This window comes from Pseudovibrio sp. M1P-2-3 (assembly GCF_031501865.1).
Taxonomy (GTDB): domain Bacteria; phylum Pseudomonadota; class Alphaproteobacteria; order Rhizobiales; family Stappiaceae; genus Pseudovibrio; species Pseudovibrio corallicola.
Window position 1 is genome coordinate 2,334,848 of sequence record NZ_JARRCW010000001.1, and the last position, 21,917, is coordinate 2,356,764.

A 21,917-nucleotide genomic window follows, 5' to 3' on the forward strand; every position below is an offset into this window, starting at 1 on the left:
CCCTACCCACCTAAAACATGGACCAGAACTTGGAAAATTATTTCATCACAGATCATTTTTCGTCAAGAATAACCCGCACAAAACAAGTGATTTTGACGAACTTATCCGTATTAAAACAGTATTTCACAGGGCAACGGCTATTGATGATAGATAAAAGTTATGCCTAAATCCGGCAATACATGAATAGATTTCGCATTTTCTGGGAGGGAATATTGTTTAATCGTGGCTCCTTGGCGGCTTCGCTTGTTATTTCAAGCGGAATATTTACGCTTATAGCATCATCTGGCGAATCACTCGCGCAATCCGATAAATATCCTAGTGAACTTCTTTTCGGAGATACCCACCTTCATACGTCCTACTCATTCGATGCGTTTTTGAATCAGAACAAGTCAGCGGATCCGGACACTGCCTATAGGTGGGCAAAAGGACTGCCTGTTGTTCACCCTTACACCGGTGCCCGCGTTCAGATCAAAACCCCCCTTGATTTTCTAGTGGTTTCAGATCATGCCGAAGGCATGGGCGTGGTGCAGTCCATCTTGAAAGGTGAAGACCTTAAGCCGGATGCTGGTATGATGCTCTCTTTAAAGCGCATGCTGGTGATCCGCTTATTGAAAAACTCCGTCGCAACTCCTGAAGGTGGCTTCGAGCTGTTTTCCGACTTGATGCCGCGAGCTGGTCAAAATCCGGGCTCAGATCCGATCACCGACCCCAATCACGACGACCCCAACAGTCGTAACGAGCTTGGCGACACCTCCGGCACCCAACGCGTTGCGTGGCACGAAATTGTGGATGCAGCAGAGCATCACAACGACCCCGGCAAGTTCACCAGTTTTATCGGCTGGGAGTGGAGCTCCGTTCCCACAGGCGCCAACTTGCACCGCGTAGTCTTTACCCCCGACGGTGGTGACAAAGCCCGTCAATTCCGCCCCTTCGGATCTGATCAGGGCGAATATCCGGAACAGCTTTGGAATTTCCTGGATGAAACCTCCAAGAAAACTGGCGCCCGGTTTGTCGCAATCCCTCACAACTCAAACATATCAAAGGGGTATATGTTTGCAGAGACCACACTGAAGGGCCGCCCGATTACGCAGGATTATGCACGCACCCGTGTGAACTGGGAGCCTGTGGTGGAAGTGACACAGGTGAAGGGCGATTCGGAAACCCACCCTTCCCTTTCTCCTGATGATGAGTTTGCTGATTTCGAAAACTACACAAACTACATCCAGAAGGGGCAGTACAAATTCAATCCGCAATCAGGTGACTTTATACGCTCGGCCCTGAAGACCGGTATTCAGATAGAGCAGAAGATTGGCGCGAATCCCTACAAGTTCGGCATGATCGGTTCCACCGATTCCCACACCGGCCTGTCAACCGCTGAAGAAGATAACTTCCTTGGCAAGTATGCTCTTGATTCAATTCCAGCCGAAAAGCGCCGCTCCGGTCAGGACGGCGAGCCCATTTCCGGTGGCTGGAAAATGGCCGCAGCGGGCCTTGCAGCCGTTTGGGCCAAAGAGAATACACGCGAAGAAATTTATGCGGCTTTCAAACGCCGCGAAGTTTACGCGACAACAGGCTCACGCATGGCAGTGCGCATGTTTGGCGGCTGGAACTTTGAAGAAAGCATGGCCGATGCCGAAGAGTTGCCGGAAATCGGTTACAACCAAGGCGTACCTATGGGAAGTGACTTACCCCCTTCCTCCATGGCTTCAACCAAGGCACCAAGCTTCCTGATCCGAGCAACAAAAGACCCGATCGGCGCCAATCTGGACCGCGTCCAGATCATTAAGGGCTGGGTTGATGAAAATGGTAAGCAGTATGAGAAGGTCTACAATGTCTCGTGGTCAGGTGATCGAAATGTGAACCCCGATGGCAAATTGCCACCTGTGGGCAACACAGTAGATTTGAAAACCGGCGGGTATACAAATGACATTGGTCAGGCCGAACTGTCAACCGTTTGGCAGGACCCCGATTTCAACAATAAACATCATGCATTTTATTATGCTCGAGTTCTGGAAATCCCAACCCCGCGCCACTCGCTGCTAGATGGTCTTGCGTTAAAAATCAATACGCCAAAAGAAGGTCCTGCAACCCTTCAAGAACGTGCGTACACTTCACCTATCTGGTTCACACCAAACAGCTAACGGAATTACTATGCCATTGAAAACAATAGTAAAGGAGCCTCTTTTCCAGTTTTTGGGATTGGGGTTTCTCCTCTACTCTGCCGTGCAGGGGCTTGCTCCTGAGCAATTGGAGCGGACAAGTGAAAACCAGATTGAAGTCACGAAACCTGCACTGATCAACTATATGCAATTTCGCGCCAAGAGCTTCACTCCCGGAAACGCAGAAGAGCATTTTGAAGCTCTAGATGAGCAGAGCAAAGAAACCTTGCACGCCGATTACGTGCGTGATCAGGTCCTTTATAATGAAGCGCTCTCATTGGGACTTGATGGTAATGATGAAGTCATCAAGCGCCGCTTGATACTCAAGATGGAATATGTATCCGCTGGCTTCCTTCAGGATATGCCAGAGGTCAAGGAAGAGGATCTGATCGCCTATTTTAAGGAGAATCAGGAGACCTACCGGGTTCCAGCCAGCATGAGCTTCACCCATATCTTCTTTTCCGGTGAAAAGAACGGCTTCGATGCGGCCAAGCAAATGGCAACCCACCTACTGCCGCAGTTGAACAGCCAGCAAGTCTCCTTTTCCGATGCGGCCAAGTACGGAGACCGCTTCCTGTACAACAGAAGTTATCAAGATCGCCCCTATACGCTGGTTTCAAATCACTTTGGCGGTAATTTCGCGGAATCCGCCTTTGATAACACCACCTCGGAAAACTGGCAGGGGCCGTTTATATCCGAACACGGCGCCCACCTTCTTTATATCAACGATTCCAAGCCTTCCCGCATTCCTCAACTCGAGGAAGTCGCTACTGCTGTTCTTTGGGACATAAGGAGATCAAACAAGGAACATAACAAGAAAATCAACTATGAGAAGATGCTCTCAAATTACAACATCATCACAAGAGAGGACGTACTTTGAGAGCCTTCCTATTCGTTCTCATGGGTTTCTTCACATGTGCAAGTAGCGCCGCACATGAAGGGCGACCCATTTACATAAAGCTTCAGGAGCTTTCTCCAACGCAAGTTTCCTTGCAATGGAAAATCCCGCCGGTCATGGAGGATCACCTCGCGCCTTCCATCACTTTGTCCGGCGGATTGTGTTCCAATCCAAATCAGCAGCAGCCCCAAACACTCCCTGCCCGCTTAAGCGGAAAGGTTCTCTATGAATGTTCTGGGCAGCGCACAGAGCGACAAGTCAACATAACATTCCCCGGTGCCAATCCGGCCTTGTCCAGCCTACTGATATTGGAGGATATTGAGGGAAATCAAAGTCAACAGTTCGTCGCTCCAGATGTATTCGTCCTGCATCCTTATAATGACAAGACCCTCACGGAAGTGGCATTGCAGTATGTGGTCTCGGGCGCAGAACACATTCTGATCGGCTACGACCATCTGCTGTTTATTCTCTGTCTCATATATATAGCAGGAAGTTTCCGCCAGCTCCTTATAACAGTAACCGGATTTACAATTGCCCACTCGATCACACTAGTTGTATCCAGCATGCAACTGGTTTGGGTACCTATTGTTTTCATCGAGGTTCTCATTGCCTTGAGTATTCTTGTTCTGGCTGCGGAAATTGCACGCAAGAACCCCGATACACTAACGAAACGCTATCCTGTCGCACTCGCCAGCTTCTTTGGCCTTTTGCACGGCTTCGGCTTTGCCAGTGTTCTATCTGATTACGGCTTGCCTCAGTCCCTCCACTTCACCGCACTCGCGTTCTTTAACCTTGGCGTTGAAATTGGACAGGTGATCTTTATCGCAGTGGTCCTTGTTGCCGCAAAACTGGTCATGATGGCAATCCCGCCCGTCAGGCGTCATCAAGGCGCAGTCAATACGGTCCTGATCACCGGCATCGGCCTCATGGCCTCCTATTGGTTCATGGAACGGGCTGCAGGGCTCATATCGTGAAATAAAGTTGTAGAGCGTGCTCCATCTAAATAGGCGAGCACGCGGCGGGCTCCAACTACAAAACTACGAGGTGTCGTTTCAACAGTGACACCTCGTAGGCCTCATGATCGACCAGACACTTATCATAGGCAACCAGCGAACACACAGAGCACACCAGCAGACATCTCGCGCACAAAACACTCCGTTTTCCGCACGAACCACATCAACTGTCGTTATTTTGATATTTTCCAAGAAAATTGAATAGTTTACCGTTGCCCATTCAGTGAACGGCTCAAGCCGTTCCCCAAGAAAATGAGAAAGAATCCGCATAAACAAACAATATTTAAAAGGGGAGAAGTTTTGATGGTCGGGGCAGCAAGATTCGAACTTGCGACCCTCTGGTCCCAAACCAGATGCGCTACCAGGCTGCGCTATGCCCCGCCAACAGAGTTATAGAAGATAATGGTCGGGGCAGCAAGATTCGAACTTGCGACCCTCTGGTCCCAAACCAGATGCGCTACCAGGCTGCGCTATGCCCCGTCCAGCAGGATAATTGAAGAAATGGTCGGGGCAGCAAGATTCGAACTTGCGACCCTCTGGTCCCAAACCAGATGCGCTACCAGGCTGCGCTATGCCCCGTTTTTCTTCAACGTCTCCCGACGTCTTCTTGAGGCAGGTATATAGGCACCTCCCCTTTCAAACGCAATAGGAAAAATAACTTTTCCATAGTCTCATGCGCTAATCACCAGTGGATAGTTTCGCGCCGCTATGCAGGGAGTTAAGTTCCTGATTCCATTCTTCTAGTCGGCAACCGCCACATTCACTTGCTTCTTTTGTAGCCAAGCATCTGCCCACTTTGCCGCCTTGGCCCGTTCAGCTTCGTTAGAAAGCGCCCTTGCCTGCTCATGGGACTTGATAAGCCAAGCATGTTCCTGATCAGAAACTTGACGCCTCGCCAAGCTCAACCAGAATAACCCGCGAACCTTAAGACGGGGATTGTCTTTTTGGAAAAATAAAAGCTCACCAAAGCGCCCCTGCGCATCTAGGTGACCTTTTTGAGCCGCCAACTTCAACCAGCGCGCAGCTTGGCGCAAACGGGGCTTATCCTCCCCTTCAAGATACATCATTCCCAGTTCATATTGCGCATCTGCATTTCCAAAATACGTGGCAGCATAAGCAAATAAGTCTTTTGCGCGCCTTCTATCCGCGACAACTTCAGTCCCCTTTATCCCCTTCAGATAGTAGGTACCCAGTTCCACAAGAGAGTTGGCAATAAATGGAGCAGATTGGCCATCAGGATTGGCCTGCCCACTTTGATGGGCTACCTGAGAAAAGTAACCAAAAGCAATTCCATCATCCTCTTGCACACCATCACCCTCGGCATACATCTGGCCGAGCTTCCATGCCGCCATGGGCACGCCTTGCTCAGCCGCATACTGGAGGGGTTTAAGAGCGGATTCTTTATCACCCGAGTAATATGCCTTTGCCCCAAAGCGCATCGCTTCCTTTGGAGACATCTGGGCAAAATTACTCACAGCCTGCAAAGCATTCTGATCAGAGTCCTGTGTCTGCGCCCCATCAAACCCGAAAGCATATCCTCCAAGAACGACATAGCAGACAGATGCAAGATACAGTGACCTAGCAGCTTGAATTTTCTTGAAAAAAGAATGGCTTGTATTAGGTGAACTCCCCACAGGAATGCCAACTTTATACATTTCATTCATCAGTGTAATGCCCAGCCCGACTAACTTCTTGGTCTAACAATTCAAATTAAACATGTTCAACCATACATGTTTTCAAATAGTGTCAATTTTGGCCCCAAATCACATTGGAATTACGACACTTCTATGAATTCCTCAGCTTATTGCGACTAATTCAACAAGTGTCTCCAAACCTTGTCCTCTAATATTTCACATTAACCAACTTCGCCATTCCTTTAAAGGAAACTTCCCTCTTAGAACGTGACTAGTTGCATAAGAGCAACAAAGTACAAAGCACGCCACTTCCATACCCCTTGTACCAAATTACACTTTGACCAGCAGGCTACCCACGCACCATCACAACAGACAATTCCAAGTCTTTCTGCTACTATTTTTCTGTTGGCTAAATGCAGAAATGTCCTTTTTTCCCCTTTCCCTATTTGGTCCTAACTCTAAACGGGCTATTAATCTTATATGCAAAGGCGCTGAGAGTTTCTTTAAAACAAAACAAGGGTCTCTTCCGCGTCTATTTGACAGATGGTAGCACCTTGTTATTACTGCGCATATTGGAATCCTGGCCGACTTTTTGGCCGGTATAAGCAAGTTAAAGAGAGACAATGAGTTCAAGAGACGATCTATTCGCCGAAACAGCCCTTCCAAATCAAGGCAATGAATTTGGCAAGCCCGTTTCAAAATCTGCAAGCGCTCAGAAGCTTGACCTTGAACCTGCTAAAAATTCCAAGAAAAACAGTACTCAAGACTACTCGGCTGCCGATATTGAAGTGCTGGAGGGACTTGAACCTGTACGCCGGCGACCGGGAATGTACATCGGTGGTACCGACGAAAAAGCACTCCATCACTTATTTGCGGAAGTCATTGATAACTCAATGGATGAAGCCGTCGCAGGGCACGCCAGCTGGATTGACGTGTACTTGGACAATGACGGCTACTTGTCCGTTACCGACAATGGTCGCGGCATTCCCATTGACCCTCACCCAAAATACAAGGACAAGTCCGCCCTTGAAGTCATTATGACGACACTTCATGCGGGCGGTAAGTTCGACAGTAAGGTATACGAAACATCTGGCGGCCTTCACGGTGTTGGCGTGTCTGTAGTTAACGCCCTCTCCGAGGATCTGGTGGTAGAGGTTGCCAGGAACAGACAGCTTTACCGGCAAAACTTCAAACAAGGAATTGTTCAAGGCCCGCTTGAACATGTGGGCGATGTCCACAATCGGCGCGGCACAATGGTTCGTTTCAAGCCGGACACTGAGATTTTTGGGAAAAGCGCAAAATTCAAGCCTCAGATTCTTCTACAGATGGCGCGTTCTAAGGCCTACCTGTTTGGAGGCGTAGAAATACGCTGGCGCTGCGCACCTGAGTTGTGTGCCGATTTAAAGGCAGTTCCCCGGGAAGCCACATTCCATTTCCCTGGCGGACTAAAAGATTACCTTCAAGAATCTCTTCAAAATGAACGCCTTGTAACTGATGAAGCTTTCTCTGGCAGAACAAGCGCCACCGGCAAACACGGAGCGGTAGAGTGGGCTGTTTCCTGGTTTGCGGGGGACGGCTTCTCCAAGTCCTATTGTAATACAGTCCCAACACCTGAGGGCGGCACCCACGAAACGGGCATTAGGTATGCTCTACTTCGCGGCTTAAAGGCCTATGGAGAGTTAGTTGGCAACAAAAAAGCCGCTCACATAACCGGTGATGACATTCTAACGTCCGCCGCCTCAATGCTCTCTGTCTTTATTCGGGAGCCTGAATTTGTAGGACAAACCAAGGATAAATTGGCAACCAACGCTGCCACCCGCATTGTTGAAAATGCAATTCGTGACTCCTTTGATCACTGGCTAACCGCTAGCCCAAACCAAGCAAACAAGCTCTTGGAGTGGGTTATCGAGCGCGCTGATGAGCGCATGCGACGTCGGCAAGAGAAAGACGTTGCACGTAAGACAGCGGTTAGAAAACTAAGATTACCTGGAAAACTGGCGGACTGCTCCACCAGCCAAGCAGAAGGAACAGAGCTCTTCATCGTGGAGGGCGATTCAGCGGGTGGCTCAGCAAAGCAAGCACGCAACCGCGCCACGCAAGCCATTCTTCCCTTAAGAGGTAAAATCCTGAACGTTGCCAACGCTGGCCGTGACAAACTCGTTGCAAACCAGCAACTTGCGGACCTGATGCAAGCGCTTGGCTGCGGCACTCGCTCTAATTACAAGGATACAGACCTTCGATATGAGCGGATCATCATCATGACAGATGCTGATGTTGATGGCGCACATATTGCCGCACTTCTCATAACATTCTTTTATCGCGAAATGCCCGAACTCATTGATCACGGTCATTTATTCCTAGCAGTTCCTCCACTTTATCGCATAAGCCAAGGCGGCAAAACTTTATATGCGCGAGACGATGAGCACAGGGACCAGCTTCTGGCAAAAGAGTTCAAGAAAAACGGCAAAGTAGAAATCGGGCGCTTTAAAGGTCTTGGCGAAATGTTACCAGCCCAATTGAAAGAGACGACCATGCATCCGGAGCGGCGGACACTTCTAAAGGTTGTTATCAATGAAGATAACATTCATGACACTAGAGATATCGTGGAGCAGTTAATGGGTAACAAGCCCGAAGCACGCTTCCAGTTTATTCAAGAAAGAGCAGCATTTACCAGTGACCTAGATTTGTAAAGGATCTGAAATCTCGATGAGATGTGCAAGGATTGTGTTGTGATAAAGATTCGAGATCACAACACCCGTTTCCTGCACACCAGAGTTGGCTGGCATTATGCTGAAAGCTGCTTACAGCCTCTACGACAAATCGAGACGCCCACTTCGGGATCAATCTTTCTTTCTACTCAGAGATCTCAATATTGCCGTTGCACGAATTCCGGATGTAGCCGAAAACCTGCTTCCAACTCTACTTGAAAGGCTGGCATTATTAACCGAGGGATATGGGAAACCACTTCACCTTAGACACCCTTCTCCCCTCATCTCTCTGTGCCAGTTTGAAATTGCATCTGCACGTGACCTAGTGCGCAGCAGCAGCAGGTGCCTAACCATTACCTTTACACGAGACCCTCTTGCCAAAATAACTGATTGCTACGCTAAACGCATTGCACATACAAATACCGCATCCTCTCGGCTTGCGCATTACGGCATCGTTCCCGGCCAAACATTTAAAAAATTTGTGAACCGCATTGTCTCCATACCTGATTACAGGGCAGATAACTTCTTTCGCAGCCAAAGTGATATAGTCAGCTACAAGGGAAAGCTCATTCCGTCCTTTTACTTTCGAACCGAAAACCAAAGGGACGAGTGGGAGCGCCTGAGGAAGTTACTAATTCTCCATCACGGACTTGAAATTGGAGAATGCCCCAGATTACAAAACCAACTTCAAACCGATCATAACTTCCTTAACGGACCAGATCACAGCACTCTTACAAGAAAGCTACAAACTCGCTATCACAAAGATATAAAAGCCTTCTATGGGGATATGCTTCTCAATACTTAAAGCCTCCCGTCAAAGTACCTGCTCAATATAGCTCCCCAGTTTATGCATGTAAATTTGCTCATTTCACATGCAGAACACTCGGAATTTATTGACAATATACCTTGGGCATGTAGTGTGCCGATCATATTGAGTGAAGATACCCTAATTGATTGGGAGCCATATCTTCTGGAGTTCACCGTAAAGATCGCAACTGTAATGTCATTTTCCTCTCTTGGACTAAGCGAGAAAGTTCTCGCAGCTGTTGAAAAGTCTGGCTACACAGAGCCCACTGCCATTCAGGCAGGAGCCATTCCTCATGTCCTAGAGCGCCGGGACGTCCTCGGAATTGCTCAAACAGGGACTGGGAAAACAGCCTCGTTTACTCTTCCGATGATTACGCTTTTGGAAAAGGGCCGTGCAAGAGCACGTATGCCAAGAACACTCATACTCGAGCCTACAAGAGAACTTGCTGCTCAAGTTGAAGAGAACTTCCGAAAATACGGTGAAAACCAAAAGTTAAACGTGGCGCTCCTCATTGGCGGCGTTTCGTTCGGCGATCAAGACAGAATTTTGGAACGCGGTGCCGATGTTCTAATCGCGACGCCAGGACGCCTTCTAGACCATGTGGAACGAGGAAAGCTACTCTTACAAGGTGTCGATATCTTGGTTATTGATGAAGCTGATCGCATGCTGGACATGGGCTTCATTCCAGATATTGAACGCATCTGTAAGTTAATACCCTTTACACGCCAAACACTCTTCTTCTCGGCGACGATGCCTCCAGAAATTCAAAGGCTTGTAGACGATTTTCTCCATAACCCGGAAAAAATTGAAATCGCCAAAGCCTCCACAACTGCGGACACTGTTACCCAAAGGGTTGTTGCGTCCGAGCCTGAGGATTACGAAAAAAGGGCTATTCTGCGGGATCAAATCAATCAAGCTGAAGAGCTCACCAACGCGATTATTTTCTGCAACCGAAAACGGGATGTATCAATTCTATTCCGCTCTCTGGACAAACACGGCTTTTCCGTAGGTGCGCTACACGGGGATATGGATCAGCGTACCCGAATGACAATGCTTGATAACTTTAAGAAAGGGAATATTTCCATTCTTGTTGCCAGTGATGTAGCGGCCAGAGGTCTGGACATTCCAAGCGTTAGCCATGTGTTTAACTATGACCTTCCCCTGCACGCTGAAGATTATGTACACAGGATCGGTAGAACAGGGCGCGCGGGAAGAAGTGGCACTGCAACATCAATTGTTACAGGTAAAGATGAAAAGCTATTGAAAGCCATCGAAGAGAATATTTCCAAAAACTTGGAATGGCTTGGCTCTCCACTTGATTTTGCTGCATTCGCAGAAGAGAAAAAATCCCGGAAGCGGCAACCAAAAAGCTCGTCTTCCAGAAATAAAACAACAACTCGCAGCTCGAAAAAGGTTACACGGCAAACAAAAATGGAAGACCAGCCTGATTCTACACTTATCACAGATATGACGCCACAGCCTTCAGTGCCTGCAGCTTATCACGAACAGGTCTCCAGCAAGCCAGCTCATAGCCGTACGCACCCAGAAGACTTAGTCTTATTCAAAAACAGCTCACACGTTCCCGCATTCATTTTGCGCGAATTTGACTCTCGCCTCAAATAGCCAATTAACCTAAAATTTTAAGTTTTTGTTAACCTTGATTTAGGGTTACGTCTTTAATAACCACACTGGGGAAACCTCCCAATGTGGTTATTAGCTACGAGCTTTCGATGTCAAAAGACGAAAATATCAAACGTTCTCTTGTTTATGCAGATAGCGCATTAAAGCATATTAAAACTAGTGAAATCCCTGCATTTCCTAGAAACTATGAGCTTTGGTACAGTTACTCTTCAGGTATAAACCCAAATCTGACGCGCTCAATCAACAAGATCCTAAGTGAGACGGGAAAACTCACAGAGGAACAAGCGGATAGTATATATAATCGCTATCTATCAGTTGATCGTCTGAGTGAACGCATTGATGAGGTTGGGGGCAAAGTCACTGACAAGATTAATGATCTTGTAGAGATACTGAAGCGAAGCTCACAAAAGAACACCCTTTACGTTGATCATCTGGAAACAGCTTTGGATAAGATGGGAACTGAGCTCACACAAAGTGAACTCAAGCTACTCACTCTTGATCTTATTCGAATTACGGCATCTACATTGGACATCAACCGGGCTCACCAAGATAAGCTTCTGACTGCCCGAGACCACCTTTCCGACCTTCATGAGAACCTCGAAACCATTCGCGCTGAATCGTTGAAAGATGAGCTAACTACCCTTTATAATCGGCGGCACTTTGATCAAACTCTTGACAGAGCTGTGCAAGCGGCAAATGAAGGTGAAACGCCACTCGCTCTTCTAATTACCGATATAGATCACTTCAAACAGTTTAATGATAATTATGGCCACCAAACAGGTGATCAGGTATTGAGATTGGTAGCCATGGCAACCAAACAAAACGTGACCCCTCAAGATATAGCTTGTAGATATGGTGGTGAGGAGTTCGGCGTCATCCTTCCCCTAACTTCATTGACAGTTGCACAGGAAATAGCCGAAAAAATCAGAAGGGCAGTTCTGTCTAAAGAACTGATTAAGCGCTCTACTGGTGAGAACTTGGGACGCATAACGCTTTCAGTTGGCGTCGCTTCATTTCGGAGCGGGGATACCAGTCAAAGTCTGATAGAACGGGCCGATGCTGCCCTTTATCAAGCGAAGGGCATGGGGCGTAACCTTGTAAAAACTGAACTTGATCTTCCAGATTTTGGTCAAGTAGCTTAGGTCGAAATTTGGAAGTTTCGTGGCATCTCAGGCCTGAAACTAACGCTTACTACCTACTTTAAAAATCACCCGCAGGTATTCGTGCCTCTCCTATTGACCGCAGTTGGGGCTTAACGCCCCAACCCCATATCCCAGAAATTAACTTCTAACTGAGTGGCCTTTTCAAAAATCTCTAAAACCCGCGAATACCTTTGCTCTGTCATATACTCAGAGGCTAGAAGGTCCAATTCCTGGATCGCCTCATTAGCAAGGTTTTGGTACTCCTCACCCGCGTATTCCAATATCCAATCGTTGAAAGGATTTTCGGCACCTGTTGCATTGGAACTTTGAAGTAAGCTCCGCCCTATCTCGGCATAGCCGATAACACAAGGCGCTAAAGCAACCTTCAAATCTAACAGGTCCCCCTTCATGCCGGAATGTAGTACGAATTGAGTATAAGCTGTTGTTGCTATCTCGGGTTTGGTGTTTACCAAATCTTGCTCATGAATGCCCCACTTCTCGCTGAAACGGACATGAAGCTGCATTTCAGTATCTAAAATGGACTGGACGCCTTTTAGGCCCCTTTTCATCTGATCAAGGGTATTGCTCTTATATATTGAAAGAGCATAGGCCCGCGAGAACTCAATCAAAAATAGATAGTCTTGGGCAAGATATCGCAAAAAAGCGTCCTTAGACAGAGAGCCATTCCCTACCCCCCGTGTGAACTCATGGTCAATATAGTTATTCCAAACAACAGGACAGTCCGCTTTTAAGCGTTCAAATAACGACACGATAGAACCTTTAATACGTTTAGGAGTTTGGTAACTCTGCTGGAGAAATCTCTACAGATTCACCACACCCACAGGCAGAAATTTCATTGGGATTCTTAAACGTGAACCCCGAGCGAAATTTGGTCGATTCAAATCCCATTTTTGTACCAAGAAGATAAAGGGCGGCCGAGGGTTCAATAAACACCTTCACCCCATTGTCTTCAACAATATCATCACCAGGCTGGGCCTGCTCCACCAAGTCCATGGTATACTCCATGCCAGCACAGCCGCCCTTTTTAATTCCAATTCGCAAGCCTTCAACTTTTTCGCTGCGACTAGCCATAATTTGTTGAATTTGAGCAGCCGCCTCATCATCAACCGATATAATTTTGAAATCAGCCAACCCAGCCATCTCAATCCCTCCAACTAATTCATACAACCATGCACCTAGAAGTAGTTTAGCGCTACTCTGGCTTCATCTGACATACGGCTAGGGTCCCACGGAGGATCGAAAACCATCGTTACATCTACATGACTTACTCCAGGGACCGCGCTCACGGCATTCTCGGTCCAAATTGGCATCTCGCCTGCAACCGGACAACCTGGAGCAGTTAGCGTCATATCGATCTTCACAGACCGGTCGTCTTCGATGTCAACTTTATAGATGAGGCCAAGTTCATAAATATCAACAGGTATCTCTGGATCAAAAACCGTTTTGAGGGCGGCAACAATATCTGATGTTAGCCGCTCCAGCTCCTCTGCAGGAATGGTGGAACTATTGCTGATCTCAGTCGACTGTAACGGCTCCTGAGTGAACTCACTGATAAGAGGTTGGTCAGTCATATGGGGTCCTATCCAAACATTCTCTGGGCCTTCCGGAGTGCATCAGCAAGCCGGTCTACCTCTTCAATACTATTATACAATCCAAAACTTGCACGGCAGGTACTCGTTGCTCCAAAACGCGATAGCAGTGGCTGAGCGCAATGCGTCCCCGCTCTTACGGCAACCCCCTCTCGGTCAATCACCATAGAAATATCATGGGCATGAATACCATCTATTTCAAATGCGAATATGGCACCTTTTTCCTTGGTTGTCCCAAGAACACGCAGAGAACCTATTTCGGCGAGTTTTTCACTCGCATAATCACGAAGTACCTCCTCATGCCGCGCAATATTGTTCCGCCCCAAACTCTCCATATAATCAAGGGCTGCACCCAAGCCAATGGCCTGAACTATGGGCGGAGTTCCCGCTTCAAAGCGGTGTGGGACATCAGCATAGGTTACGATGTCTTCTGTCACGCCCTTGATCATCTCTCCACCGCCATTAAAGGGACGAAGCTCTTCAAGGGCCTCTTTTTTTCCGTAGAGAACTCCAATGCCAGAGGGGCCATACACCTTGTGCCCAGTGAAAATATAATAATCACAGTCCAAATCCTGGACATCCACTGGCATATGAACAGCACCTTGCGAGCCATCCACAAGGACCCTAACCCCACGACTATGCGCCAACCGGCATATTTCTTTAATTGGGACGACAGTTCCCGTCACGTTTGACATTTGCGTTATTGCAACAAGACGGGTCTTGTCTGTCAGAAGCTTTTCAAACTCATCCAACAAGAATGTCCCATCATCTGCCACAGGTGACCAACGAAGAACAGCGCCGGAACGCTCACGGTGAAAATGCCAAGGTACGATATTCGAATGATGCTCCAGAATGGAGAGAACAATCTCATCCCCTTCACTCACAGAGCCAACCAACCCGTAAGAAACCAAGTTAATGGCCTCTGTAGAGGAACGGGTAAAGACAACCTGATCGATGCTTGGAGCATTCAAGAATGTTCGAACTTTTTCCCTAGCACTTTCAAAACGCTCAGTAGCTGCATTAGAAAGAAAGTGTAACCCTCTATGAACATTAGAGTATTCATGAGAGTAACTGTTAGTTATCGCATCAATAACCTGTTGGGGCTTTTGCGCTGATGCACCATTATCCAGATAAACCAGAGGCTTTCCATAGACTTCCCGCGAAAGAATTGGAAAGTCCCGACGGACTTTCTCCAAATCGTAGACTGGCATTACGGGATCAATCCTTTCGCGGATGTTCATAGAAATTATACCTCTTCTGTGCCGAGCCAGCTTCTGACTTCAGCTTCCAGAACCTCAATCACAGCCTCGTTGTCCAATTCCTCAATCACTTCAGCGAGGAAAGCGATAATGAGCAGGTGACGAGCCTGTTTCTCTGGTATACCTCGAGCACGCAAATAGAACAGAAGATCTTCATCAATATCTCCTGTGGTCGCACCATGAGCACACTGAACGTCATCAGCAAAGATTTCCAGTTCTGGTTTCACACTGACTTGCGCATCATCATTGAGAACCAAAGACTGGACCATCATCTGCCCATCAGTCTTTTGGGAATCAGGAGCGACAATAATCTTCCCCTGAAAGACTGAATGAGATTGATCATCGACAACAGACTTATAGAATTCGCGGCTGTCACATGAAGGGACTGCATGGTCAACAAGCAATGTCACATCAGCATGTTGCTTTTGGTTAAGCATGGATATACCGCGGCATCCAATCGTTGAGCCCTCACCTGCACATTTTATCCAAATCTGGTTACGTGATAAGGATGATCCTGTTGTTATGGTAAAGTGAGAGAAATCCGAGTCAGCTCCCACAGTCGCCGCAAAACTAGAGATATGCTGAGCGTCGGCTGCCTCTTTTTGCAGCTTCACCCAAAGCACCTTTGCTTTGTCACCCACAAAAACCTTACTCAAGGTATTAACTTGATAGGATGCCTCCGATGCCCCAACAAAACTCTCGATAATTGTTGCGTTTGCACCGTTACCCACTTGCAGGTCATGACGAGGGTAAGAACATGTCTCACCTTCGCTAGACACATGCAAAATCTGCAACGGCTTGGACAGTGTAACATTTTCCGCAACGCTAATGGAAATACCATCCTGCGCAAATGCAGAATTCAGTAAAACGGCAGCATCGTCAACCAGCCCGTCATCATTCAGGACATCTTCTTCGCCGGCTTCAAGAGAGGCTTTTAAACTGCGTACAGTCAGACCTGCCTCAAGCTCTCCCAAATCAGAAAGACCTACTACCAAAAGTCCATTTTGTATAACGACTTTATAGCTGTCTATTGCAAGAGCTTGTTCAAGGTCGCTTTTATCCGCCCCGCTGGCTCCAGCAGCCATGGCAAACGCGTTGCGCATCTTGCCGCGCAAATCCGTGTAGTGCCACTCTTCAATGCGGCGGTGCGGTAGCCCTTTTTCCTCAAAGACGGCAAAGGCTTTTTCTCTTCTGGCAAGAACAGCGGTGTTACCCGCCAAACTCACTTTGGTTGCAGCAAACTGCTCGGTCAAGCCAGTTTCTGCTGGGGTTTTCGTCACCCGTGCTTCAGCAGTCATAGTTGTCCCTCGCGTTTAAGCAGCGTTCTCACCGACATAGTCGGCATAACCATTTTTCTCAAGCTCAAGAGCCAGTTCTTTCCCACCCGTCTTTACAATTTTACCCTTGGAAAGAACATGCACCACATCTGGTACAATATGGTCCAGCAAGCGCTGATAGTGGGTTATGACAATCATGCTACGCTCCGGTGAACGTAGTTTGTTGACACCTTCTGACACGATACGCAACGCATCAATATCAAGACCACTGTCAGTTTCATCGAGAACACAAAGTGTTGGCTCCAAGAGAGACATCTGAAGAATTTCTGCGCGCTTCTTCTCACCACCGGAAAAACCGACATTAAGAGGGCGGCGCAACATTTCAGGAGTAACATTCAAGTCCGCAGACTTTTCACGCACAAGCTTCATGAAATCCGGAGTGGAGACTTCATCCTCTCCACGAGCTTTTCGTTGCGCATTCAAAGCAGTTTTCAAGAACGTCATTGTAGCAACGCCGGGAATTTCAATTGGATACTGGAACGCAAGGAACATACCGGCAGCTGCCCGCTCATCCGCGCTCAATTCCAGCATATCCTCACCATTATACGTGATCGAACCCTCAGTAATCTCATAGTCGTCCTTACCTGAAAGAACATAGGACAATGTAGACTTTCCAGAACCGTTAGGGCCCATAATTGCATGAATTTCACCGGGCTTAACAACAAGGTCCACGCCCCGCAAAATTTCATTGCCGTCCACCTGAGCATGCAGATTCTTAATTTCCAACATAGAGTTAATCTCGTCTCTTTTAATTTGTTATGTAGATTGACTAGCGCTTGACCTTGAAAGGCCCTTACCCGACGCTGCCTTCCAAACTAATTCCAATCAGCTTTTGCGCCTCCACAGCAAATTCCATTGGCAGCTGTTGAATAACATCGCGCACGAAACCATTGACAATGAGCGCTACAGCTTCCTCATCACTCAATCCGCGTGCCTGACAATAGAACATCTGATCATCGGAAATTTTCGAGGTTGTTGCCTCATGCTCGAAAACCGCAGTAGAGTTTTTGCTCTCTATATATGGAACTGTGTGCGCACCGCACTTGTCGCCAATGAGCAAAGAGTCACACTGGGTAAAGTTTCGAGCGTTGGACGCTCTTTTATGAGCAGAAACCTGACCACGGTAGGTATTCTGAGAAACCCCTGCAGAAATCCCCTTTGAGATAATACGGCTAGATGTGTTTTTGCCTAGGTGGATCATTTTTGTGCCACTGTCGACTTGCTGATGACCATTAGAAATAGCGATAGAGTAAAACTCACCAACAGAATTGTCGCCACGTAATATACAGCTTGGATACTTCCAAGTAACCGCAGATCCGGTTTCCACCTGCGTCCAAGCAATTTTGGAGTTGGCTCCTCGGCAGTCTCCGCGCTTGGTCACAAAGTTGAAAATACCGCCTTTTCCATCAGCATCTCCTGGAAACCAGTTCTGAACGGTTGAATACTTGATCTCAGCACCTTCCAGAGCGACCAATTCAACAACAGCAGCATGTAGCTGATTTTCATCCCTTTGAGGAGCTGTACACCCTTCCAGATAGGAGACGTATGACCCCTCATCCGCGATAATCAATGTCCGTTCAAACTGCCCGGTCTTTTGTTCATTGATGCGGAAGTAGGTTGACAGCTCCATTGGGCAGCGTACGCCTTTTGGAATGTATACAAACGAGCCATCGGAGAAAACGGCGGAGTTCATCGTCGCATAGAAGTTATCGGAGACAGGAACCACGGAACCCAGATACTTCTTCACCAGTTCTGGATGCTCACGAATTGCCTCTGAAATCGGACAAAAGATAACTCCCGCTTTTGCCAGCTCTTCCTTAAAAGTAGTCGCAACAGACACACTGTCAAATACAGCATCAACTGCGATCCGGTTTTCTGGAGCAACGCCTGCGAGAATTTCCTGCTCTGAAAGAGGAATACCCAGCTTTTTATAGGTATCAAGAATTTGAGGGTCTACTTCGTCCAAGCTCTTTGGACCCTGCGCAGTTTTTGGCGCAGCATAATAGTGCAGTTCCTCGAAGTCGATTTTCTCATAGTTCACCCGAGCCCAGGAAGGCTCCTCCATCGTCCGCCAACGACGATAGGCATCCAGTCGCCACTCAAGCATCCACTCCGGCTCATTTTTCTTTTCAGAAATAAAGCGGATGATATCCTCATTCAGGCCCTTTGGTGCGAGTTCGGATTCGATATCTGTAACAAACCCGTATTTATACTGATCAACATCAATCGCCTTGACTTGATCAATGGTCTCTTGCACTGCAACCATTTTAAACTCCGTTCGGGGCTAGTCCCTGCGAAAAAACTCTCGCAAACTTTTTCTTTTTCCTTTACTACCCAATTAGTTAAGGTAGCATACTAAACCATCACTGGAAGTACGAAGAGCTTAAATAGCTCTAGATCGGAGGGGCTTTGCCGGACCCATTCGCTCATAGATCCGAGCCCACACTTCCAAAAACCTATCAATATCCTCACATGAGGAATTCCATCCATAACTCACCCGAATTGCACCGCGAGCCAAATCCCCACCAACTCCCATCGCCTCTAGAACGTGAGACACACCAACTTTACCTGACGAGCATGCCGAGCCGGACGAAACAGCAACTCCAGCCAAATCAAAGGCGATCAAAGCAGTTTCGGCCACAATTTTAGGGCAGGCAAAACACGTGGTATTAGCCAACCTCGAACTCTGCTCACCAAAAACCACTGCATCAGGGCTAATACGTTTGAGACCTCTTTCAAGTTGGGTTTGGAAACCGATAACCTCTTGACTATCTAGTTCTCTTAATGCCGCATTGGCCGCAGCTGCAAAACCTGCAATTCCGGATTTATTTTCTGTACCGGCCCGCCGCCAACTCTCCTGCCCACCACCATTAAGAAGGGGCGCGGGGCGTAACGAGCCACTAGAAAGAACCAGCGCGCCAACACCTTGTGGACCACCAATTTTATGGGAAGAAATGGAAAAGCTGTTACATCCGACCAACCCCAGATCAACAAAACTCTTCCCAGCAACCTGAACCCCATCCACATGGAGCAGATGCCCTGCATCTTCAACGATCACGCTAATTTGCTGAAGCGGTTGAAGTACGCCGGTCTCGCTGTTGGCAGCCATAACTGAGACGAGAGCAGTCTCTCCATCTGGCACCTCTTGCAGAATCCCTCGCAACTCGTCTAAATCAACAACCCCATCCTTCGATACAGGTAGCTGACTGGTTTTTTCCACCGGAAATCTACCACCCGATAGAACTGAAGGATGCTCCACGGAGCTCACAAACAGCCGACTAACTTCGAATGGATTCCCTTCCCGATACCAAGTGGGTGAAAGGGCCATAACATTGGCTTCCGTTCCACCGCTGGTAAAGATAACATTCTGAGGGTTTGCGGAGACCAGTTCTGCAACTGCAATTCTTGCCTCTTCTACCGTACGCCGCGCTTTACGGCCATACTGGTGAATGGACGAGGCATTCCCTACTTCACTAAGAGACTCAACAACCACCTCAAGAGCTTCCGGGCGAATTGGCGCTCCAGCGTTATAGTCAAGGTATGTTATCATCGGTTCTTTATTCATTCTTAGCACAAAGCTCAGGATTTACTTTATCCCAGAAAACTGATCAATGCCTTAGGAAACCTTAGCAATTTCCAAATGACTCATGATAAAGCTCAATTAGAATTCGATTACGCTTCCATTTTGACACTATGTTTGTATATATCGTGAGATAACATAGGCACCAAAAGGCTGCACATTCGAATAATTCTAAACTGGTGTATTAAACTTGTAGGTAATAGTCAAGTTTTAATTACTATTGATAGCAAAGCCATTTTAGAAATTGGAAAGATACACACAGAAACAACAAGGGATTTTCCACGTCTATGCCAGAGGTGATTTTTAACGGTCCAGCCGGTCGTTTGGAGGGCCGATTCCATCCCGCAAAAAAACGCAACGCGCCAATCGCACTAATCCTCCATCTGCACCCGCAGTTTGGCGGAACTATGAACAACCAAATCGTCTATAAGATGTATTATATGTTCGCTCAACGTGGTTTTGCAGTTTTACGTTTTAACTTCAGAGGCGTAGGAAGAAGCCAAGGCCAATTCGACCATGGACAGGGGGAACTTTCCGATGCTGCGGCAGCGCTGGATTGGGTTCAAACCATTCATCCCGACGCACGCGCATGCTGGATCAGCGGCGTGTCATTTGGCGCATGGATTGGTATGCAACTGCTGATGAGAAGACCTGAAGTAGAGGGATTCCTTTCAGTAGCGCCACCAGCAAACCTGCATGACTTCTCGTTCCTTGCACCCTGCCCTTCCTCCGGCCTGATTATTCACGGAGATCAGGATAAGGTTGTTCCGCAAAAAGACGTTCAAGCGCTGGTCGATAAACTAAAAACCCAAAAAGGGATCACCATTGATCATCAAATAATCCCTGGTGCGAATCACTTTTTCGAGAACCATATCGACACCTTGATGGGTAATTGCGCTGAATACCTTGACCGCCGCCTTGGCCTCATTCCAGAACATGAGAGTTAATACAAGCAAGCCACACAGGATTGAACGCGTGTAAATTCTCGATCCGACTTGCTTAAATAGAATAAAAAAAGACCCGGTGACTAGCCGGGTCTTTTTACATAAACAATTGCATCAGTTCCCTGGGGTCCAAGCCTCATAGTCCCCGGTAACTTCTGGGCGCTTGTCCGCCCCTAGGATCGAACCCTTCGGTCTATATGCGCCGGATGTTCCAGTCATATTAGGCTGGTGCTTTCCTTCCCACTCTTTTGGGCTATACTCTTCTTCAGTAGGAGGAGTGTCGGTCCTATGGTGCATCCACCCGTGCCAACCCGGTGGTATCATGGAAGCCTCTGCCAAGCCGCTGTACTTTACCCAGCGCCGATTGCCATCCCGTTCTTTGTAATAAGTGTTTCCATTCTCATCAGTCCCCACAAGCACACCTTTCCTCCATGTAAAAAAGCGTGTTCCCATGGTCTCTTCATGCCACCAAGAAAACAACTGGAGAATAAACCTCTTCATTACCGCAGGTCCTTTTTTTATTTCTAAGTCCAATTTCATACGAATTTTGGCGAATATGGCGACTGTTTATCTCCGTGTCCAGTGGACTTTGGAAATGCAACCGGAATATATGGGCGTAAATACAGATATCGAGATTATAGCCTTATCATCTTCAAATAATTCCATGTACTCAACTTTACCCCTTTATTCCCTAAAGAATGAATTACGAGACACACCTCAAGATTCTGCCCCTCCCAATTACACCAATCAAACTAGTTAAAATCCTAGTCTGCTTACCCACACATTTGTTTCCACTCAGATGCGGTCTTCAGAAAAAATATTTTGATAAAAAGTACTAGACAGAAATTCCCTTTAAAAGGGCTTGGTTCCTATGGGCATTCTTTTATCAACCCCTACTTTATCCACTCCATACAACCTACAATAAACACAATATTTTGTGCCATTTTCCATATCAAAGCCCTATATGGAGGATTTTACGCGCTTGACCCTTCTCACCGATTCAATCAAATTCCAATGAGTAATCTGATGCGCTATCAAAAAGGCTACTGCTAGGCGATCTCTAAATCTCTCATTGTTTATAGAACCTTTGAACCAGTTCAAAGGCTGTAATATTGCGTGTCAATTTTTTCTATATATGGCGTTTGATTTTTCATCACGCACTATATGTGGTATAAAAGATAGGG

At 47.3% G+C, this 21,917-nt stretch carries 18 protein-coding genes and 3 tRNA genes; 8 read left to right on the forward strand and 13 right to left on the reverse strand.

What is annotated here, in order from left to right; all coding sequences use genetic code 11:
* Positions 1 to 212 precede the first annotated feature (212 nt).
* Genes P6574_RS10155 through P6574_RS10165 form a run of 3 tightly spaced genes read left to right on the forward strand, consistent with a single transcriptional unit; the run spans position 213 to position 4,031 of the window.
* Positions 213 to 2,141: a DUF3604 domain-containing protein gene (locus tag P6574_RS10155; RefSeq protein WP_310620169.1), complete on the forward strand. Its 1,929-nt coding sequence runs from the start codon at positions 213 to 215 to the stop codon at positions 2,139 to 2,141.
* A 10-nt stretch (positions 2,142 to 2,151) separates the two neighbouring features.
* Entirely contained in the window at positions 2,152 to 3,039 is an 888-nt protein-coding gene (locus P6574_RS10160; protein WP_310620170.1) for a peptidylprolyl isomerase, read from the forward strand.
* 20 nt (positions 3,040 to 3,059) lie between these two features.
* The gene (locus P6574_RS10165; RefSeq protein ID WP_310620171.1) at positions 3,060 to 4,031 is read left to right on the forward strand and encodes a HupE/UreJ family protein; all 972 of its coding nucleotides are present in this window, start codon (positions 3,060 to 3,062) and stop codon (positions 4,029 to 4,031) included.
* A gap of 343 nt (positions 4,032 to 4,374) precedes the next feature.
* On the opposite strand, the gene P6574_RS10170 is transcribed toward P6574_RS10165, so the two are convergent.
* The 4 genes from P6574_RS10170 to P6574_RS10185 all read right to left on the reverse strand — a co-directional run bounded on the left by P6574_RS10170 (position 4,375) and on the right by P6574_RS10185 (position 5,734).
* Positions 4,375 to 4,451, reverse strand: a tRNA-Pro gene (locus P6574_RS10170).
* A 22-nt stretch (positions 4,452 to 4,473) separates the two neighbouring features.
* A tRNA-Pro gene (locus tag P6574_RS10175) sits at positions 4,474 to 4,550 on the reverse strand.
* 22 nt (positions 4,551 to 4,572) lie between these two features.
* A tRNA-Pro gene (locus P6574_RS10180) sits at positions 4,573 to 4,649 on the reverse strand.
* Between the two features lie 161 nt (positions 4,650 to 4,810).
* Entirely contained in the window at positions 4,811 to 5,734 is a 924-nt protein-coding gene (locus tag P6574_RS10185) for a tetratricopeptide repeat protein (RefSeq protein ID WP_310620172.1), read from the reverse strand.
* Between the two features lie 593 nt (positions 5,735 to 6,327).
* Between P6574_RS10185 and parE the strand changes: the two genes are divergently transcribed.
* From parE to P6574_RS10205, 4 genes are all read left to right on the forward strand, one after another.
* The gene (parE, locus tag P6574_RS10190) at positions 6,328 to 8,394 is read left to right on the forward strand and encodes a DNA topoisomerase IV subunit B (protein ID WP_310620173.1); all 2,067 of its coding nucleotides are present in this window, start codon (positions 6,328 to 6,330) and stop codon (positions 8,392 to 8,394) included.
* Between the two features lie 97 nt (positions 8,395 to 8,491).
* Entirely contained in the window at positions 8,492 to 9,217 is a 726-nt protein-coding gene (locus tag P6574_RS10195; RefSeq protein ID WP_310620174.1) for a hypothetical protein, read from the forward strand.
* Between the two features lie 195 nt (positions 9,218 to 9,412).
* On the forward strand, positions 9,413 to 10,843 hold the full coding sequence (locus P6574_RS10200) for a DEAD/DEAH box helicase (protein ID WP_310622143.1): 1,431 nt from the start codon (positions 9,413 to 9,415) through the stop codon (positions 10,841 to 10,843).
* A gap of 107 nt (positions 10,844 to 10,950) precedes the next feature.
* Entirely contained in the window at positions 10,951 to 12,003 is a 1,053-nt protein-coding gene (locus P6574_RS10205) for a GGDEF domain-containing protein (protein ID WP_310620175.1), read from the forward strand.
* 110 nt (positions 12,004 to 12,113) lie between these two features.
* Here the strand turns inward: P6574_RS10205 and tenA are convergent, their stop codons facing one another.
* The 8 genes from tenA to P6574_RS10245 form a co-directional block, all read right to left on the reverse strand.
* Positions 12,114 to 12,773 (reverse strand): thiaminase II, encoded by a 660-nt coding sequence (gene tenA, locus P6574_RS10210; protein WP_310620176.1) that lies wholly within the window; start codon positions 12,771 to 12,773, stop codon positions 12,114 to 12,116.
* 19 nt (positions 12,774 to 12,792) lie between these two features.
* Positions 12,793 to 13,164 (reverse strand): HesB/IscA family protein, encoded by a 372-nt coding sequence (locus P6574_RS10215; protein ID WP_310622144.1) that lies wholly within the window; start codon positions 13,162 to 13,164, stop codon positions 12,793 to 12,795.
* A 35-nt stretch (positions 13,165 to 13,199) separates the two neighbouring features.
* Positions 13,200 to 13,595, reverse strand: a complete 396-nt coding sequence (locus P6574_RS10220; RefSeq protein WP_310620177.1) for an SUF system Fe-S cluster assembly protein — start codon at positions 13,593 to 13,595, stop codon at positions 13,200 to 13,202.
* Between the two features lie 8 nt (positions 13,596 to 13,603).
* Positions 13,604 to 14,854, reverse strand: a complete 1,251-nt coding sequence (locus tag P6574_RS10225; protein WP_310620178.1) for a cysteine desulfurase — start codon at positions 14,852 to 14,854, stop codon at positions 13,604 to 13,606.
* Between the two features lie 5 nt (positions 14,855 to 14,859).
* Entirely contained in the window at positions 14,860 to 16,170 is a 1,311-nt protein-coding gene (sufD, locus tag P6574_RS10230) for a Fe-S cluster assembly protein SufD (RefSeq protein WP_310620179.1), read from the reverse strand.
* Positions 16,171 to 16,185: 15 nt separating this feature from the next.
* Positions 16,186 to 16,938 carry a Fe-S cluster assembly ATPase SufC gene (gene sufC, locus P6574_RS10235; protein ID WP_310620180.1) on the reverse strand — a complete coding sequence of 251 codons (753 nt, stop codon included), beginning with the start codon at positions 16,936 to 16,938 and terminating at the stop codon, positions 16,186 to 16,188.
* Positions 16,939 to 17,002: 64 nt separating this feature from the next.
* Positions 17,003 to 18,475 (reverse strand): Fe-S cluster assembly protein SufB, encoded by a 1,473-nt coding sequence (gene sufB / locus P6574_RS10240; protein WP_310620181.1) that lies wholly within the window; start codon positions 18,473 to 18,475, stop codon positions 17,003 to 17,005.
* A 117-nt stretch (positions 18,476 to 18,592) separates the two neighbouring features.
* A complete protein-coding gene (locus P6574_RS10245; protein WP_310620182.1) occupies positions 18,593 to 19,774 on the reverse strand; it encodes a cysteine desulfurase family protein in 1,182 nt (393 codons plus the stop codon).
* 302 nt (positions 19,775 to 20,076) lie between these two features.
* Here P6574_RS10245 and P6574_RS10250 point away from each other — a divergent pair, with 302 nt between their 5' ends.
* Positions 20,077 to 20,736, forward strand: coding sequence for an alpha/beta hydrolase (locus P6574_RS10250; RefSeq protein WP_310620183.1), 660 nt, complete (start codon positions 20,077 to 20,079; stop codon positions 20,734 to 20,736).
* A gap of 111 nt (positions 20,737 to 20,847) precedes the next feature.
* Here P6574_RS10250 and P6574_RS10255 read toward each other — a convergent pair whose 3' ends face one another.
* Positions 20,848 to 21,234 (reverse strand): NADH:ubiquinone oxidoreductase subunit NDUFA12, encoded by a 387-nt coding sequence (locus P6574_RS10255; RefSeq protein ID WP_310620184.1) that lies wholly within the window; start codon positions 21,232 to 21,234, stop codon positions 20,848 to 20,850.
* Positions 21,235 to 21,917 lie beyond the last annotated feature (683 nt).

Coding starts and splice junctions, on each gene's coding strand:
- P6574_RS10225 (WP_310620178.1), bottom strand. CDS start 14,854: ATGAACATCCGCGAAAGGATTGATCCCGTAATGCCAGTCTACGATTTG.
- P6574_RS10255 (WP_310620184.1), bottom strand. CDS start 21,234: ATGAAGAGGTTTATTCTCCAGTTGTTTTCTTGGTGGCATGAAGAGACC.
- P6574_RS10200 (WP_310622143.1), top strand. CDS start 9,413: ATGTCATTTTCCTCTCTTGGACTAAGCGAGAAAGTTCTCGCAGCTGTT.
- P6574_RS10250 (WP_310620183.1), top strand. CDS start 20,077: ATGCCAGAGGTGATTTTTAACGGTCCAGCCGGTCGTTTGGAGGGCCGA.
- P6574_RS10220 (WP_310620177.1), bottom strand. CDS start 13,595: ATGACTGACCAACCTCTTATCAGTGAGTTCACTCAGGAGCCGTTACAG.
- P6574_RS10165 (WP_310620171.1), top strand. CDS start 3,060: ATGGGTTTCTTCACATGTGCAAGTAGCGCCGCACATGAAGGGCGACCC.
- sufB (WP_310620181.1), bottom strand. CDS start 18,475: ATGGTTGCAGTGCAAGAGACCATTGATCAAGTCAAGGCGATTGATGTT.
- sufD (WP_310620179.1), bottom strand. CDS start 16,170: ATGACTGCTGAAGCACGGGTGACGAAAACCCCAGCAGAAACTGGCTTG.
- parE (WP_310620173.1), top strand. CDS start 6,328: ATGAGTTCAAGAGACGATCTATTCGCCGAAACAGCCCTTCCAAATCAA.
- P6574_RS10195 (WP_310620174.1), top strand. CDS start 8,492: ATGCTGAAAGCTGCTTACAGCCTCTACGACAAATCGAGACGCCCACTT.
- sufC (WP_310620180.1), bottom strand. CDS start 16,938: ATGTTGGAAATTAAGAATCTGCATGCTCAGGTGGACGGCAATGAAATT.
- P6574_RS10245 (WP_310620182.1), bottom strand. CDS start 19,774: ATGAATAAAGAACCGATGATAACATACCTTGACTATAACGCTGGAGCG.
- P6574_RS10215 (WP_310622144.1), bottom strand. CDS start 13,164: ATGGCTGGGTTGGCTGATTTCAAAATTATATCGGTTGATGATGAGGCG.
- P6574_RS10205 (WP_310620175.1), top strand. CDS start 10,951: ATGTCAAAAGACGAAAATATCAAACGTTCTCTTGTTTATGCAGATAGC.
- P6574_RS10160 (WP_310620170.1), top strand. CDS start 2,152: ATGCCATTGAAAACAATAGTAAAGGAGCCTCTTTTCCAGTTTTTGGGA.
- P6574_RS10185 (WP_310620172.1), bottom strand. CDS start 5,734: ATGAATGAAATGTATAAAGTTGGCATTCCTGTGGGGAGTTCACCTAAT.